This window comes from Amycolatopsis palatopharyngis (genome assembly GCF_003385185.1).
In the GTDB taxonomy this organism is placed as follows: Bacteria; Actinomycetota; Actinomycetes; order Mycobacteriales; family Pseudonocardiaceae; genus Amycolatopsis; species Amycolatopsis palatopharyngis.
Genome location: NZ_PQHZ01000015.1, coordinates 101614 through 115122, shown reverse-complemented (window position 1 = coordinate 115122; position 13509 = coordinate 101614). Strand labels below are relative to the sequence as shown.

Genomic DNA, 13509 nt, shown 5'->3' with positions numbered 1-13509 from the left:
GTTCCGCCAGGTCCTCAGCCGCGGGGGAGCGCGTTCCAGAGGCGCAGAGCCTCGGCGAGGCCCTCGGCGAGCGCTCCCTCGGCCTCGAACTCGCCGAACGTCTCCTGGCCGACCCAGCGGGCCGCCGCCGCGTCGTCACCTGCCCGCAGTACGCCTCCTGTGTACCGGCAGACGTAGTCGTAGATCTCGTACGGCCCCCGCACCACCTGTCCCGCCAACGCGCCCGCCACGGCGTCGAGTCCGGTCTCCTCCCGCAGTTCCCGGATCACCGCCTCGGCGTCGGACTCACCCTGCTCGACCTTGCCGCCAGGTAGCGACCAGAGACCCCGCGCGGGCTCGTTCGCGCGCCGGATCAGCAGCAGCCTGCCCTCGTCGTCGTGCACGATGGCGCCGACGCAGCGGACGGCGCTCAACGGGCGCTCCCGCTCTCGGTGTCCCTGCCGTGACCGATGGCACATCGACACGCTGGGTGAAACCGGACAAAACGCTGGTAGCGGGCCTCGTCCATGGCTTTGTTACTCCTGTCCGGTCCACCGTCACCGACGAGCTGACGCTGAGTAGAGTGCGGGATTGTTGCCTACGTCACGCCGATTTGGTTACCCTCCGTGCTTGTCCGGCGACATTGGAGCCGTGCACTGACCCAAGCGCGGGACTTTCCTCCCGTAACGCACCGCAGTGCGGTACAAACTTAGTGGTTACCTGACGATGCAGGTCTGACACAGAAACGGGATGGAGCGTCGTGGACGTCAAGAAGCTCCTCACATTCGCGGGGATCGCGCTGGTGCTCTACTTCGTGATCGCCCAGCCTGCTGGAGCGGCCGGGCTCGTATCGAACATCATCGGCTTCCTCAGGGATGCGGCAGAGTCGGTGATCAGTTTTGTCAGCAGCGTGTTCGCCTAGTCGCCGTTAGTCTTCGGGTATGTTCGCGCCCCGAGATCCCGATGAGTACCTGCTCGACACCGAGCGGCGGGTCATTCGGATCCGCAGGCATTGGGCGGCGCTGGCCTGGGATGCGTTCGAGGCCGTCGCGCTGATCGCGATCTTCGTCATGGTGTCCTACCTGCTGCCTCCTTCGATGTGGGTCGTGCAGAACGTGCTCTGGTACGCCGCCCTGCTCGTGGTGCTGCGGTTCGCCTACGTGGTGATGGAGTGGTGGGTCGAACGCCTGGTCGTGACCGACAAGCGGTTCATCATGACGACCGGCGTGTGGACCACCAAGGTGCTGATGATGCCGATCAGCAAGGTCACCGACCTGACCTACCAGCGCTCGTTCTGGGGCCGGATTCTCGGCTACGGGACAACGGTGGTGGAGTCCGCCGGACAGATCCAGGCGCTGAACCACATCGCCTACCTGCCCCGGCCCGAGGAGTTCTACGACACGATCTCCGAGCTCGTCTTCGGTGACAAGCAGAAGCAGGCCGAGCGTTTCTCCATGATCAAGGCCCAGCGTGCGGCCAGGGGAAAGCGGATGGTCGGCTGAGTCTGCGCCGGCGCGCTGTGGGCGGCCCGACGGGGCTCACGGCGCAGGGGAGCGGCCTCTCGTCCAGAATGGGCGGGTGCGCATCGACCTGCATACCCATTCCACGGTCTCGGACGGTACCGACAGTCCGGCCGAACTGGTCGCTGCCGCGGCGCGAGCCGGGCTCGACGTCGTCGCCCTGACCGACCACGACACCACCGCGGGCTGGGAACCGGCGATCGAGGCGTTGCCGTCAGGATTGCGGCTGATCCCCGGGGCGGAGCTGTCCTGCGTATCCGTCGACACCGATGGCAGGTACGTCAGCGTGCACCTGCTGGCCTACCTGTTCGATCCGACGTCTCCCGCGATCGTGTCCGAGCAACTGCGGCTGCGTGGCGAGCGCAGGGCGCGGCTGCGGTCGATGGCCGTACGCATGGCCGACGACGGCCTGCCGATCGATCCGGACGAGGTGATGGGCCTGCTGGGCCCCGACGCTCCCGCGGGGCGGCCACACCTGGCGCAGGCCCTGATGCGGGCCGGCGTGGTCGCCAGCGTGGACGAGGCGTTCGCGGGATACCTGGGCAACGGTCGCGGCTACTACCTGCCACGGCAGGACACGCCGGTCGAGGCGGCGATCGACATGATCGCCGACGCCGGAGGGGTGACCGTGCTGGCGCATCCGTTCGCCAGCTCCCGTGGCCCGACGGTGACGCCGAGGGTGATCGAGGCCCTCGCGGCGCGCGGGCTGGCGGGCCTCGAGGTCGACCACCCGAACCACGACGTGCGAACACGGGCCGAGCTACGGGAACTGGCGGGTGGCCTGGACCTGCTGCAGACCGGGTCCAGCGATTACCACGGCACGAACAAGACGATCGCGCTCGGGCAGGAGACCACGGATCCGGAGATGCTCGAAGCGTTGATCGCCCGGTCCAGCGGGGCCACGGCCGCGGTGGACGGGGCAGCCTGATGGCGCTGCAGGACTTCTTCGACCTCAAGCTCTTCATGGAGGCGTCGATCACGCTGGTCGTGATCATGGACCCGCCGGGGACCGTACCGGTGTTCCTCAGCCTCACCGGGCGCAAGCCGGTCGCGGCCCGTGCTCGCGCGGCTCGGCAGGCGGTACTGGTCTCACTGCTGGTGATCACGCTGTTCGCGGTGGCCGGGCAGGCGATCCTGGCGTATCTCGGCATCGGCATTCCCGCACTGCAGGGTGCGGGCGGGCTACTGCTCCTGCTCATCGCACTCGACCTGTTGACCGGGAAGAACAGCACGCAACCCGAGGCCGCGGAGGACGTGAACGTCGCGCTGGTCCCGTTGGGCACCCCGCTGCTGGCCGGGCCCGGTGCCATCGCGGCCACGATTGTGTTCGTCCGTCAGGCCGACGGTCAGATGGGTGCCTACATCGCCCTGGGACTGGCGATCGTCACCGTGCACCTCGTGCTCTTCGCCTGCATGCGTTACTCCGGCCTGGTGATCCGCGTGATCAAGGAAAGTGGCATCACGCTGCTGGCCAAGATCGCCGGTCTGCTGCTCGCGGCGATCGCGGTCGAACTGGTGGCCGATGCGATCCGGGGCTTCGTCGCCGGGGTCTGAGACTGTCCGGCCCCGTGGGTAGGGTGGATGGCCGGGGGTGAGCGGATGTCCCAGCTCGGGTTCGACTTCGGCGTGCAGCCGCGCAAGCTCGCCCGCGTGACGCCTGCTCGATTGTCCACGTTCGCGAGCTGTCCGCGCCGGTACCGGATGTCGTACCTCGACCGGCCGACGCCGCGACGCACGGGCGCGTGGGCACACAGCACACTCGGCGCGGTGGTGCACAACGCCCTGCGCGCGCTGTTCGTCCTGCCGCCGCGGAAACGGACCCCGGAACGAGCGGCCGCACTCGTGACCGAGCACTGGAAGAACGCCGGGTTCCTCGACGCGCGGCAGGCCGGGCACTACCGCGAACGGGCAAAGGGCTGGATCGCGGAGTACGCCGAACATCACGACGTCACCATCGAGCCGGTCGGTGTCGAGCGCTGGGTCTCGGCGCGCGCGGGTTCCGGCGCCGATGCGCCGGTGACGATGATCGTCGAGGGCCGGGTGGATCGCATCGACGAGCGCGATGGCGAGTTGGTGATCGTCGACTACAAGACCGGTCGCTGGGCTCCGGACGAGCGGGGTGCGGGAGCGGCAAGGGCGCTCGCGTTGTACGCCGTCGCGGTCGAGCGGGAACTGCGGGCGCCGTGTCGCAGAGTCGAGCTGCACCACCTGCCCAGCAACACCGTCGCCGGGTTCGAGCACACGCCGGCCACTTTGGATCGGCACCTGGCACAGGCGGAGGAGACCGCCGACGAACTCCGGGCGGCTACGGATATCCTGGCGGACGGCGGGCACCCCGAGGAGCTGTTTCCCGCGCGGACGGGCGAGCAGTGCGCCGCGTGTGATTTCCGGCCGAGCTGTCCTCAGGGGCAGGCTGCGGCGCCCGCGGCCCGATCGTGGGATCTGCTGGCGCCCTGAGCGAGGGGAGCGACGGGGCAGGCAAATGCAGGGAGGTCACGGAGCCGGATGCGCGCAACCGAGACGACGAGTGAGCTCGAACCGGTGAGCGGGCTGGGTGCCGGACGGCCGGACAGGCCCACTCCCCGGTCGGCGCGTGGTCGCCGGTGGCGCGGACTGACCGGCGCCCTCACCGCGGGTCTCGTGTTGCTGACCGTGCTCGTCCTCGCTGCCCAGGTCAACGGCCTGATCAGCGCCTCCGAGGGACCTGGCCCGTTCATGGTGGTGGGCCACGTCGTCGCGGTGTCGCTCGCCGTGCCGGCCCAGCGGATCGCCGACCGCACGAACGGCAGGCCGGCCGCACTGGCGGCGGGAGCGGTGCTGCTGCTGACCCTAACCACCCTCACCCTCTTCTGGTGGTCCTGACGCCGTCGCCCCGCCCGGCCCAGCCCCCTCACCTCCAGGGATGGAGCGTCTGCAAGTACGCCCAAGCAAGATCGAATCCGCAGTTTTCTGCTACCCACCCGGCAGCACGGAGCCTGCGGATGGTGGTAGAAAAAGCCGGTGTTGATCTTGCTTGGGCGTACTTGCAGACGTACCAGGGGTGACCGGGGTCAGGACGTGGGGGAGAGCCAGGAGCGCCACGTGGGAATGAGGATGTTCAGCAGGGCTTGGGGGTTCTCCGTGTTGGGGGAGTGCGCGGCGTTCTCCACCAGCGCGAACTCGGCGTTGAGCCGATCGGCCATCTCCCGCTGCGCGGGGATGCTCCATGCGTCGTCGCGCTCGCCGGCCACCACCAGCCGGGCAATGTCCGACTCGTTCAGCGCGCGCGCCAGTTCGTCGACCAAATCGGGCTCGGTGCGCAGCGCGTGGGCCATGCCGAGCAATCCGGACGCGCTCGAGGCGACGAAGCGCCTGCGGAGGAACTTCTTGAGCTCCACTGGGGTCGCCTGCCAGGCCGGGAACCGCTCGTTCACCCGCTCCCGCACGGCGTAGGCGGCCTCCGGCCCTTCGGTCCGCAACAACGGCTCACCCGTCTCGAGGGCGTCGCGCCGGACCCCCTCGGACAACCGGCCCGGCCCGCTGCCGAGCAGCGTGAGGCCCGCGATCTGCGCGCCAGCAAGCACCGCGCCCCTGACGACAAGGCCGCCGAAGGAGTGACCGAGCAGCAGCACCGGGCTGCCGTCCGCGCCGAGGTGCGCGACGAGATCGGCCACCACACGGCCGAGTGCCGAAGGCAGGTAGGCGCTTTCGTCGTCCGGCCCCGGCGACTCGTGCTGCCCCGGCAGGTCCACCGCCACGGCCTTGAACCCGCTCGCCGTGCAGCCGTCGAGTAGCGGGGCGAAATCCTCCTTCGAGCCGGTGTAGCCAGGGACGAGCAGCACTGTCCCCGCCACCGCACCCGAGGGTTCGGCACCCGCCAGGGCCGCGATCGGTCCGTACGGTCCGGGAAGGTCGGTCCTGGTTCCGTTGTGCTCCGCGAGCTGGGCGGCGTTGGGCAGTCGTCCCGTCTCTGTCATCGCAGGGCCACCACGGTGCCTCCGCGTTGTTCCAGCAGAACAGGACCGGTCGACGCGAGTGCCACCGGACCGGAGTGCCCGCGCCGGTCGACCCCGATCGTGCGCACGGTCTTGCCGTCGGCCTCGTCCATCACCGCCAGCCCTCCTTCGATGGGCACGACGAACTGGCCGGCGAACAACGTTCCCGCGCCAAGCGTGTTGTTCACCGTCCACTGCGGAGTCAGATCGTCCTTGGTCAGCGCCATTGTCCGTGAACCGGTGAACCAGTACACGTTCTCGTCGCCCTGCGCGGTCGGCACCACCCCACCCGCTGGCTCATCCGCCAGGTCGGCCGCCGGCAGGTTGAGCGGATACGCCGACCGTTCACGGCCTTCCGGGCCGTAGATCACCAGCCGATTCTGCTCGGGCAGCGCCACGGCGGCGGACTTCTCCGACAATGCGATCAGTCGTGCCGAGCCACCCGCCAGCACCGTGCTGAACTCGGGCTCGGGCTTGTCGCTCTTGTCCGGGGCAGCCTTGAACACGGTCAGCCGGTCCGCGGGGTCCTCGGGACAGCGCTCGATCACGCCGACCTTGCCCGAGGCCGCGGCCACCGTGCCGAAGGTGCATCCCGTTCTCGGCTGTTTCTCGGGGTTCACCAGTGCGGGCACGCGGCCGTACTCGCCACTTTTGACCAGGTCGTCGCGCCAGGTGTTGAGCAACCGGGTGCCGGTCGTGGTGACGTGCCCGTCCCCGACGACCAGCCGGGTGCCCGCTTCGGCGTCGCCGTTGCGCTGGGCGGTCCGCTTTCCGGTGGCTGGATCGAGCTGGGTGACCTCACTGCAGCCCGTGGTGCCGGCCACGCCGGTCTTGCGATGTACCGCGAGTACCCGGTCCGAGGCAGCGGCCACAGTGCACAGGGGCAGGTCTCTCCCGTACCGCCAGCGGACCTGCCCGGTCATGGCATTCCTGCCCGCCACCTCGCCGTTCGCACCGGTGACAGCCGTGGCTCCGTCGGCGACCGGCACCGGGGTAGCCGGGCTGGGCGCCCGCCACATCTCGGTGAGCATGCCCGGTACCGAAGCCGGTGCCTCGGGCAACGGAGGCGGCGGTTCCGCCGTCACCTGCACGGTTGCCCGCTGGTCACTGAAGGCCCAGATGGTGCCCGCGGCCAGTACGCACCCAAGCACGATCAGTGCGACCGCGACCCGGTCCCTTCTGGTACTCCAGCGCGAACGGCGCGCGGGCCGCCCAGCTCGTGGCCGGGCGGCCCGCGCGTCGGGATCGGGAGCGGGATCGGTGAGCACGTCCTCTGTACCCAGTGCCGCCGCCCGGACTTCGCCGGTGTCCGGCAAACCGTCCCGCGGATATCCGCGGGACGGTTCCGGCGAGTCGGGCCTGCGGTGGCGGCCTCCGGCATTCTCGGACGCGCTGTCACTCACGGTCACTCATGCCTTCTGCTCCCGACCAGACAGTTCTCGCTCGAAGGCCGGTCTGTGCCGGCCGAAGATCGCGTTCAGTCTGCCGAAGCCGACGTGTTGGCGCCGTTTGGTGAGCCGGAACGGCGACGACGGCGGCGACGGGCGGGCCGCTCACCGTTGTCCCCTGAACCGGAATCGGCCTTGTCGCCTGCCGCCGCCTGCTCCGTGCCGGGCTTGTTGCCGCCGCCCGCACCGCGGGTCCTGCGACGCGGCCTGCGAGCTTCCTTGCTCTGTTCGCCCTGCTGATCCGGCTCCGCCGAACCCGCGGCGTCGGCGGCCTCGATGGCGGCGGCCGCATCGGCTCCACCCCTGGTGCGGCGGCGCGGCTTTGTGGTGCGAGGCGAACGCGCCGAGTCCCGGGCGGGACCACTCTTACGCTTGCCGCCGAAGTCCTCCTCGCGCTCGGCCGACAGGCCCGCGCGGGTTCGCTTCGACAGCGGCAGCCTGCCGGTCGCGTCCGAGGGGATGCCGAGGTCGCTGAACAGGTGCGCCGAGGTGGAGTACGTCTCCACCGGCTCCGGCCTTTCCAGGTTCAGTGCGTCCGAGATGAGCTTCCAGCGAGGCATGTCGTCCCAGTCGACCAGGGTGATCGCGACGCCGGTCTTGCCCGCACGCCCCGTCCGGCCGATGCGGTGCACGTAGGTCTTCTCGTCGTCCGGCGACTGGTAGTTGATCACGTGCGTGACATCGTCGACGTCAATACCGCGAGCGGCGACGTCAGTGGCGACGAGCACGTCCACCTTGCCGCTACGGAACGCCCGTAGTGCCTGCTCACGGGCGCCCTGACCGAGGTCACCGTGCACCGCGGCGGCGGCGAAGCCCCGCTCCGCGAGGTCGTCGGCCACCTTCTGCGCGGTTCGCTTGGTCCGCGTGAAGATCATCGAAAGGCCGCGGCCCTCCGCCTGCAGCGTGCGAGCGATCAGCTCGGGCTTGTCCATCGAGTGGGCCCGGTAGACGAACTGGGTGGTCCGCTCGTGCACGGCACCCGCGTCGTTCTCCTCCGCCCTGATGTGCGTGGGCTGGGTGAGGAACGTGCGGGCCAGCGTGATGATCGGCCCCGGCATCGTCGCCGAGAACAGCATGGTCTGGCGCTGCTCGGGAACCATCCGCAGGATCCGCTCGATGTCCGGCAGGAAGCCGAGGTCGAGCATCTCGTCGGCCTCGTCGAGCACGAGGCCCTTGACCTTGCCGAGCACGAGGTGCTGCTGCTCGGCGAGGTCGAGCAGCCTGCCCGGGGTGCCGATGACCAGGTCGACGCCCTTGCGCAGGGCCTCGATCTGCGGCTCGTACGGGCGGCCACCGTAGATCGCGAGCGTGCGCACCCCGAGGTGCTTGCCCGCGTCGGTCAGGTCGTGGCTGACCTGGAGGCAGAGCTCACGCGTGGGGACCACGACCAGCGCCTGGGGCGTGCCGTCGCCGGGCACGGTGATCCGCTGCAGGAGCGGAATGCCGAAGCCGAGCGTCTTGCCCATACCGGTGCGGGCCTGTCCGATCAGGTCATCCCCGGCCAGCGCGAGCGGCAGGGTCAACTCCTGGATCGCGAAGGTGCGTTCGATGCCGGCCTCGTTGAGGGCCCGGACGATCTCGGGGCGGACGCCGAACTCGGCGAACGTCGGGGACTCCGGCTCCACATCGGGGCGGGCCTGGAGGGGGTGTGACGGGTCGACTGCCGGAACGCCGCTCTCGCTGTGCTCCAGCGCGACCGGGTCGGTGCCGTTGATATTGGTGTCGTCGTTCTCGGACGGATTCGCGGTCAGAATGATCGCCTCTCTCATACCAGCGCGCACAGCCAGGTATTTCGCGACACTCGACCGCTGGGGATGGGCTCCGGCTCCGTATTCCCGGGCCGAACCGCACCAGCGGGAATGCCGTTCGAGGCGTGCACGCACATGTTGTCGCTGAATCACAGTGGGAACGTCCGCAGGTAGCGGGTTCTGCATGATCCAGTTGTTGTCGCTGGATCGCCGGCAGGAAGACCGGGTCGTGATCCAGATATTCTGTTCGCGACCTGCGGCGGTGTGCCCGCTTCAGTTCGCTCCCGCCGCGCTCCGGCGATGGCCTGCACCACTCGAGTGGGAGCCGCCTCCCAGACGGACGCCCGGCAGGAGCACGGAAGATTCTGTCGTTATCACCCCACAGTGTACCCGGGCCACCCGGTATCGCGTGAGGATGGTCGCATCTGCCTGCGTGTCCTTCGTCATTTCCGATTGCTCTACGGTGGCAGTCGTGACTGAGGCTGGAAACGAGCGCGCCGCCGAGGCGGAAGCAAAGGTCAGCGCCGGCGTGGTGGACCTGATCGGTGTGCTGGCGTACGGCGAACTGTCCGCTTTCGACCGGATGTCCGAGGACTCCCGAACCGCCCCGACGCTGTCCGGACGTGCCGCGCTGGCCTCCATGGCAGCCGCCGAGATCGGCCACTACGCCCGGCTGGAGCGCTTTCTCGCCGAGCACGGGGTCGCGGTCGAGGACGCGATGAAACCGTTCGTCGCGCATATCGACGCCTTCCACGCTTCAACGGCCCCGCGCTCGTGGCTGGAATCGCTGGTCAAGGCGTACGTGGGGGACGGGCTGGCCGCCGACCTCTACCGGGAGATGGCCAGCTGGCTGGACCCGGAAACGCGGGAACTCGTACTCGGGGTGCTGGCCGACACCGGGCACTCGGCCTTCGCCGAACGTGAGGTCGCAGCGGGAATCGCGGCGGACGCACGGCAACGTGACCGCCTTGCGCTCTGGGGTCGCAGGTTGCTGGGCGAGGCCCTGACCCAGGCGCAGTACGTGGTCGCCGAGCGGGACGGTCTCTCGGAGCTGATCGTCACCGGTTCGGGCGACCTTTCGGGAATAGCCGGCCTGTTCCGCCGGTTGCAGCAGGGTCACACCAAACGGATGCAGGTGCTCGGGCTCGGATAGCCTGGTTGTAAGAGCACAGCACGACATCAGGCGGAGGTTTGCACGTGGAGGTCAAGATCGGAATCAAGGACACCCCGCGGGAGCTGGTGGTGGCCAGTGGCCAGACGTCCGACGAGGTCGAGGCGCTGGTTTCCGAGGCCTTGAACGCCGATGACGGTTTGTTCCGCATCTCCGACGAAAAGGGCCGCAAGTTCCTCATCCCGGCAGACCGGATCGCCTACGTCGAAATCGCGGCCTCGGACGTCCGTAAGGTCGGTTTCGCGGTCGGTGGCTGATCTTCGTGAGCTCGCGCCCACGGGCGCGGGCGTTTTCGGATAACTGTGTACGGGCCGGTCGAAAAGGCCAGGCGTGACGAGTGGGCACCGCGCACGAGCGGTGCCCGCTCCGCGTCCAGGCTGACGGGTATCGACATCGCGCGGGGTATCGCGGTGATCGGGATGTACGCAGCGCATGTCGGCCCCCGGCCCGACTCTGGGGGATTCGGGCTGTTCACGGTCTTCAACGGCCGGTCCGCGGCACTTTTCGCGGTGCTCGCGGGGGTGTCTCTCGCCCTGATGTCAGGTGGTCGAGAGCCTAGGACGGGTCTGGCGGCGGCCCATGTCGCCATGCGGGTCGCGACCAGGGCGCCGCTGCTGATCCTGCTCGGACTCGGGCTGGTGGCGCTGAACACCGGCTATATGAACATCCTCGCCTACTACGGCATATGTTTCGCGCTGGTGTTTCCCTGGCTTCGCTGCGGGTTTCGGCCACTGGCCATCGCCGCGGCCCTGTTCGTGACGCTGTCGCCCGCGTTGTCCTTCGTCGCGCGGTTCCTCATCGCGCCCCGTGAGGTCACCGACCCGGTGCCGGACGTGTCACTCGAACTGTTCACCTCGCTCGGCGGCTTCACCCAGGCGATCGTGATCCTGGTGCTGACCGGCGCGTTCCCCGCGGTGAACCTGCTCGGCTACGTGCTGGCGGGGATGGCGATCGGCAGACTCGACCTGCGCTCGCCCGGCGTGCGCCGGGGGCTCATCGCGGGCGGGGCGGGTATGGCGGTAACGGCATACAGCCTCTCCTGGGTGGCCACCCAGGTGCTCGGCGGCAGGCAGCTGATCTACGAGGATCTCCGGAGCCCAGCCGCCGCGGCCGGAATGTCGCCCGAGCAGTTCTTCGACGCGAACTACGCGAACCTGTTCGGCACCACTCCCACGACGTCCCCCGCGTGGCAGCTGCTTTCCACCAGTCACGCCTACACGTCGTTCGACCTGCTCGGCTGTCTTGGCGTCGCGGCCGCGGTGCTCGGCGTTTGCCTGCACCTGGGTGACCGGTTCAGCAGGCCGCTTCGGCCACTGGCCGACCTCGGCTCACTGGTGCTCACCGCTTATATCGGGCATTTCCTGGCGATCCGTCTGCTGGAGCCGGAGCCGGGCACGTTCGCCTGGCTGGCGTTCGTGGCCGTGGCCCTGGTGGCCGCCGTGGCGTGGCGGCGGTTGCTCGGCCGGGGCCCATTCGAGTGGTTGCTGCACGTGGTCTCGGGGTGGCCGGTCAGAATCGCGAACAGCGCCCGGAAGTAGCCCCCGCGTGGGGCGCACGCCCGGTCAGGACGTGGCCGCTTCGACCTCGTCGAGTGAGACGGGCACGTTGAACGGGGGCGTGCTCGTGCCCATGATCCGGTAGCGGTCCCAGGGGTCCGGGTCGGAAAGCTCCCCGTTGGCCGTTCCCTGCGGCGTTCGGATCTCGGCCTTCTTCTTCCGGCCTGCCGCGAGCGTGGAGAGTTGCTCGTTGGCCTTCACCCGGCCGTACCACCGGTAGTAGCCGTCGATCGGCTGGAAGTGACCGCGCAGTTCCACCTCGATCGCGATCTCGGTCTCGTCCACCAGCAGGGTCGCTGGGCCGCTGTAGCCGTCCTCGTCGTGGTCGTGCTCGCTCACGAAATTCTCCCTTGAACTTCAGCTGATCTCGGACTGCTGATCCGGCCCGCTCTGCCGGGCCAGGCGGATTACCTTGTTCTCCTCCAGCGGCGTGTTCGGGTCGATCACGATGCCGTGCTGGCGGGCGAGGCCGTCGATGGCGGCCCAGATGATCTGGGTCAGGTACTCCACCACGCTGTCCCGGCTCATCGAGTGGCGTTCCAGCCACCACTCGCCGGTGTTCTGCACCATGCCGACGATTCCGTACGCCCACGGTTCAGCCGCGCCGGAGTCCATGTTGAACATTCGCATGTAGTCGCCGAGCAGGGCGGTCAGCGCGGTCGCGATGATCTCCTTGTCCTCCGCGACGACGTCGGCGTCGACGGGCTTCTCCGCGAAGGATCCCCTGGCCAGCAGGCGGTAGAGATTCGGGTGTTCCTCGATGACGGTGAAGAACGCGTCGAGCGCCATCCGGATCCGGGGCACCGGGGCGAGTTCGGCGTTGATCGCCGGAATCAGCCGTTGCAGCAGGATCTCGGTGCCGCGCTGGCCGAGGGCGAGGAACAGGTCCGCCTTGTCGTCGAAGTGCCGGTACAGCACCGGCTTGGTGACGCCCGCCGCCGCGGCGACGTCGTCCATGCCGAGGTCGGGACCACGCTCGTGCAGCGCGGTCAGCGCCGCCTCGACGAACTCCGCACGCCGGGCCACCCGATGCTTGCGCCAGCGGTCCCTGCGGGCGTCTCCGGTGGGTTGGGCGTCCTCGCGCATGTGCTTGCTGGATCGCTTGCTGTTGCGCTTGACACGGTCGGACATGCCCAGCATGCTACCAGAGGTAACTGTTACCAGTGGTTACATAAACATGCGAGGAAGGCGGTGTCGGCAGTGACGCGGACGCTCAAGGATCCGACCAGGGAGAAGACCGCGGACCGGTTGCTGAAGTCCTCGGCGAACAAGTTCTACGACCCGGACGTCGACATCGACTGGGACGCCCCGCTGGTCGAGGGCAAGCGCTACATCCCGGAGTACCGCTCCTCCCTGTACGGCACCGACCTGTGGGATCGGTTGTCCGACGAGCAGCGCATCGAACTCGGCAAGCACGAGCTCGCCAGTATCGCGACGACCGGACTCTGGTTCGAGATCCTGCTGATGCAGATGCTGCTCAAGGAGGTCTACGAGCAGGACCCCACGAGCAGCCACGCGCAGTACGCGCTCACCGAAATCGCCGACGAGTGCAGGCACTCGACGATGTTCGCCAGGATGGCCGACCGCGTCGGCTGTCCCGCATACGGCCCGGTGCCCTGGCTGCGGCAGCTGGCGAAGCTGATGCCGACGATCAGCTACGGTCCCGCCCGCTACGGCGCCATCCTGGTCGCCGAGGAGGTGCTGGACCGGCTGCAGCGCGAGCAGATGAACGACCCCGAGATCCAGCCGCTGGTGCGGATGGTGAACCGGATCCACGTGCTGGAGGAGGCGCGGCACGTCACCTTCGCCCGCGAGGAGGTCACCCGCGGGATGGCGAAGCTGTCCAAGGCCGAGGTGCCCTACCAGCGCTTCACCATCGCGTTGGTGTCGTACTTCGTCACCAGGGCCTTCATCAACCCGGGTGTTTACAAGGCCGTTGGCATCTCCCCTCGCGAGGGCGTGCGCACCGCGCTGAACAATCCGCACTGGCAGGAGACCGTCCGGTTCGGCGGCGAGAAGATCATGCCGTTCCTACAGGAGAACGGCCTCGTCGGCGCACCGGGAATGCAGCTGTGGCGTAAGTCCTTCCTGTTGCCGGCCCGGTGAGTGAGGT

General features: G+C 68.7%; 16 protein-coding genes. 10 read left to right on the top strand and 6 right to left on the bottom strand.

Features of this window, described 5'->3' with window-relative positions; all coding sequences use genetic code 11:
• Positions 1-14: 14 nt before the first annotated feature.
• Positions 15-458, bottom strand: a complete 444-nt coding sequence (locus D0C15_RS14375; protein ID WP_116045244.1) for an NUDIX domain-containing protein — start codon at positions 456-458, stop codon at positions 15-17.
• Between the two features lie 281 nt (positions 459-739).
• On the opposite strand from D0C15_RS14375, the gene D0C15_RS34520 reads away from it, so the two are divergent.
• The 6 genes from D0C15_RS34520 (at position 740) to D0C15_RS14345 (ending at position 4361) form a co-directional block, all read left to right on the top strand.
• Positions 740-901: a hypothetical protein gene (locus D0C15_RS34520; protein ID WP_091675433.1), complete on the top strand. Its 162-nt coding sequence runs from the start codon at positions 740-742 to the stop codon at positions 899-901.
• A gap of 19 nt (positions 902-920) precedes the next feature.
• Positions 921-1481: a PH domain-containing protein gene (locus tag D0C15_RS14365; protein ID WP_116045243.1), complete on the top strand. Its 561-nt coding sequence runs from the start codon at positions 921-923 to the stop codon at positions 1479-1481.
• 76 nt (positions 1482-1557) lie between these two features.
• Positions 1558-2427, top strand: coding sequence for a PHP domain-containing protein (locus D0C15_RS14360; RefSeq protein WP_116045240.1), 870 nt, complete (start codon positions 1558-1560; stop codon positions 2425-2427).
• Positions 2427-3053 carry a MarC family protein gene (locus tag D0C15_RS14355; protein ID WP_116045238.1) on the top strand — a complete coding sequence of 209 codons (627 nt, stop codon included), beginning with the start codon at positions 2427-2429 and terminating at the stop codon, positions 3051-3053. Before D0C15_RS14360 ends, D0C15_RS14355 begins: the two co-directional genes overlap by 1 nt.
• Positions 3054-3098: 45 nt before the next feature.
• Positions 3099-3956 (top strand): RecB family exonuclease, encoded by an 858-nt coding sequence (locus D0C15_RS14350; protein ID WP_116045236.1) that lies wholly within the window; start codon positions 3099-3101, stop codon positions 3954-3956.
• Between the two features lie 48 nt (positions 3957-4004).
• Positions 4005-4361 (top strand): hypothetical protein, encoded by a 357-nt coding sequence (locus D0C15_RS14345; protein WP_245975782.1) that lies wholly within the window; start codon positions 4005-4007, stop codon positions 4359-4361.
• A 188-nt stretch (positions 4362-4549) separates the two neighbouring features.
• Here the strand turns inward: D0C15_RS14345 and D0C15_RS14340 are convergent, their stop codons facing one another.
• From D0C15_RS14340 to D0C15_RS14330, 3 genes are all read right to left on the bottom strand, one after another.
• Positions 4550-5455, bottom strand: a complete 906-nt coding sequence (locus tag D0C15_RS14340) for an alpha/beta fold hydrolase (RefSeq protein WP_116045234.1) — start codon at positions 5453-5455, stop codon at positions 4550-4552.
• A complete protein-coding gene (locus tag D0C15_RS14335; RefSeq protein WP_425455392.1) occupies positions 5452-6876 on the bottom strand; it encodes an Rv3212 family protein in 1425 nt (474 codons plus the stop codon). Before D0C15_RS14335 ends, D0C15_RS14340 begins: the two co-directional genes overlap by 4 nt.
• A 74-nt stretch (positions 6877-6950) precedes the next feature.
• Positions 6951-8546 (bottom strand): DEAD/DEAH box helicase, encoded by a 1596-nt coding sequence (locus D0C15_RS14330; protein WP_245975792.1) that lies wholly within the window; start codon positions 8544-8546, stop codon positions 6951-6953.
• Positions 8547-9141: 595 nt separating this feature from the next.
• On the opposite strand from D0C15_RS14330, the gene D0C15_RS14325 reads away from it, so the two are divergent.
• Genes D0C15_RS14325 through D0C15_RS14315 form a run of 3 tightly spaced genes read left to right on the top strand, consistent with a single transcriptional unit; the run spans position 9142 to position 11378 of the window.
• Positions 9142-9822: a ferritin-like fold-containing protein gene (locus D0C15_RS14325; RefSeq protein WP_245975780.1), complete on the top strand. Its 681-nt coding sequence runs from the start codon at positions 9142-9144 to the stop codon at positions 9820-9822.
• A 44-nt stretch (positions 9823-9866) separates the two neighbouring features.
• Positions 9867-10097, top strand: a complete 231-nt coding sequence (locus D0C15_RS14320) for a DUF3107 domain-containing protein (protein ID WP_116045228.1) — start codon at positions 9867-9869, stop codon at positions 10095-10097.
• 45 nt (positions 10098-10142) lie between these two features.
• The gene (locus D0C15_RS14315; RefSeq protein ID WP_245975778.1) at positions 10143-11378 is read left to right on the top strand and encodes a heparan-alpha-glucosaminide N-acetyltransferase domain-containing protein; all 1236 of its coding nucleotides are present in this window, start codon (positions 10143-10145) and stop codon (positions 11376-11378) included.
• A gap of 24 nt (positions 11379-11402) precedes the next feature.
• Here the strand turns inward: D0C15_RS14315 and D0C15_RS14310 are convergent, their stop codons facing one another.
• Positions 11403-11735 (bottom strand): DUF4873 domain-containing protein, encoded by a 333-nt coding sequence (locus D0C15_RS14310; protein ID WP_116045225.1) that lies wholly within the window; start codon positions 11733-11735, stop codon positions 11403-11405.
• An 18-nt stretch (positions 11736-11753) separates the two neighbouring features.
• Positions 11754-12527: a TetR/AcrR family transcriptional regulator gene (locus D0C15_RS14305; protein WP_116045340.1), complete on the bottom strand. Its 774-nt coding sequence runs from the start codon at positions 12525-12527 to the stop codon at positions 11754-11756.
• Positions 12528-12596: 69 nt separating this feature from the next.
• Between D0C15_RS14305 and D0C15_RS14300 the strand changes: the two genes are divergently transcribed.
• Complete coding sequence (locus tag D0C15_RS14300) at positions 12597-13502, top strand: AurF N-oxygenase family protein (RefSeq protein WP_162830081.1); 906 nt, start codon at positions 12597-12599, stop codon at positions 13500-13502.
• The last annotated feature ends 7 nt before the right edge of the window (positions 13503-13509 follow it).

Excerpts from the sequence above, each read along its gene's own strand:
- D0C15_RS14375 (WP_116045244.1), bottom strand. The coding sequence starts at position 458 with ATGTGCCATCGGTCACGGCAGGGACACCGAGAGCGGGAGCGCCCGTTG.
- D0C15_RS14365 (WP_116045243.1), top strand. The coding sequence starts at position 921 with ATGTTCGCGCCCCGAGATCCCGATGAGTACCTGCTCGACACCGAGCGG.
- D0C15_RS14355 (WP_116045238.1), top strand. The coding sequence starts at position 2,427 with ATGGCGCTGCAGGACTTCTTCGACCTCAAGCTCTTCATGGAGGCGTCG.
- D0C15_RS14350 (WP_116045236.1), top strand. The coding sequence starts at position 3,099 with ATGTCCCAGCTCGGGTTCGACTTCGGCGTGCAGCCGCGCAAGCTCGCC.
- D0C15_RS14345 (WP_245975782.1), top strand. The coding sequence starts at position 4,005 with ATGCGCGCAACCGAGACGACGAGTGAGCTCGAACCGGTGAGCGGGCTG.
- D0C15_RS14340 (WP_116045234.1), bottom strand. The coding sequence starts at position 5,455 with ATGACAGAGACGGGACGACTGCCCAACGCCGCCCAGCTCGCGGAGCAC.
- D0C15_RS14305 (WP_116045340.1), bottom strand. The coding sequence starts at position 12,527 with ATGTCCGACCGTGTCAAGCGCAACAGCAAGCGATCCAGCAAGCACATG.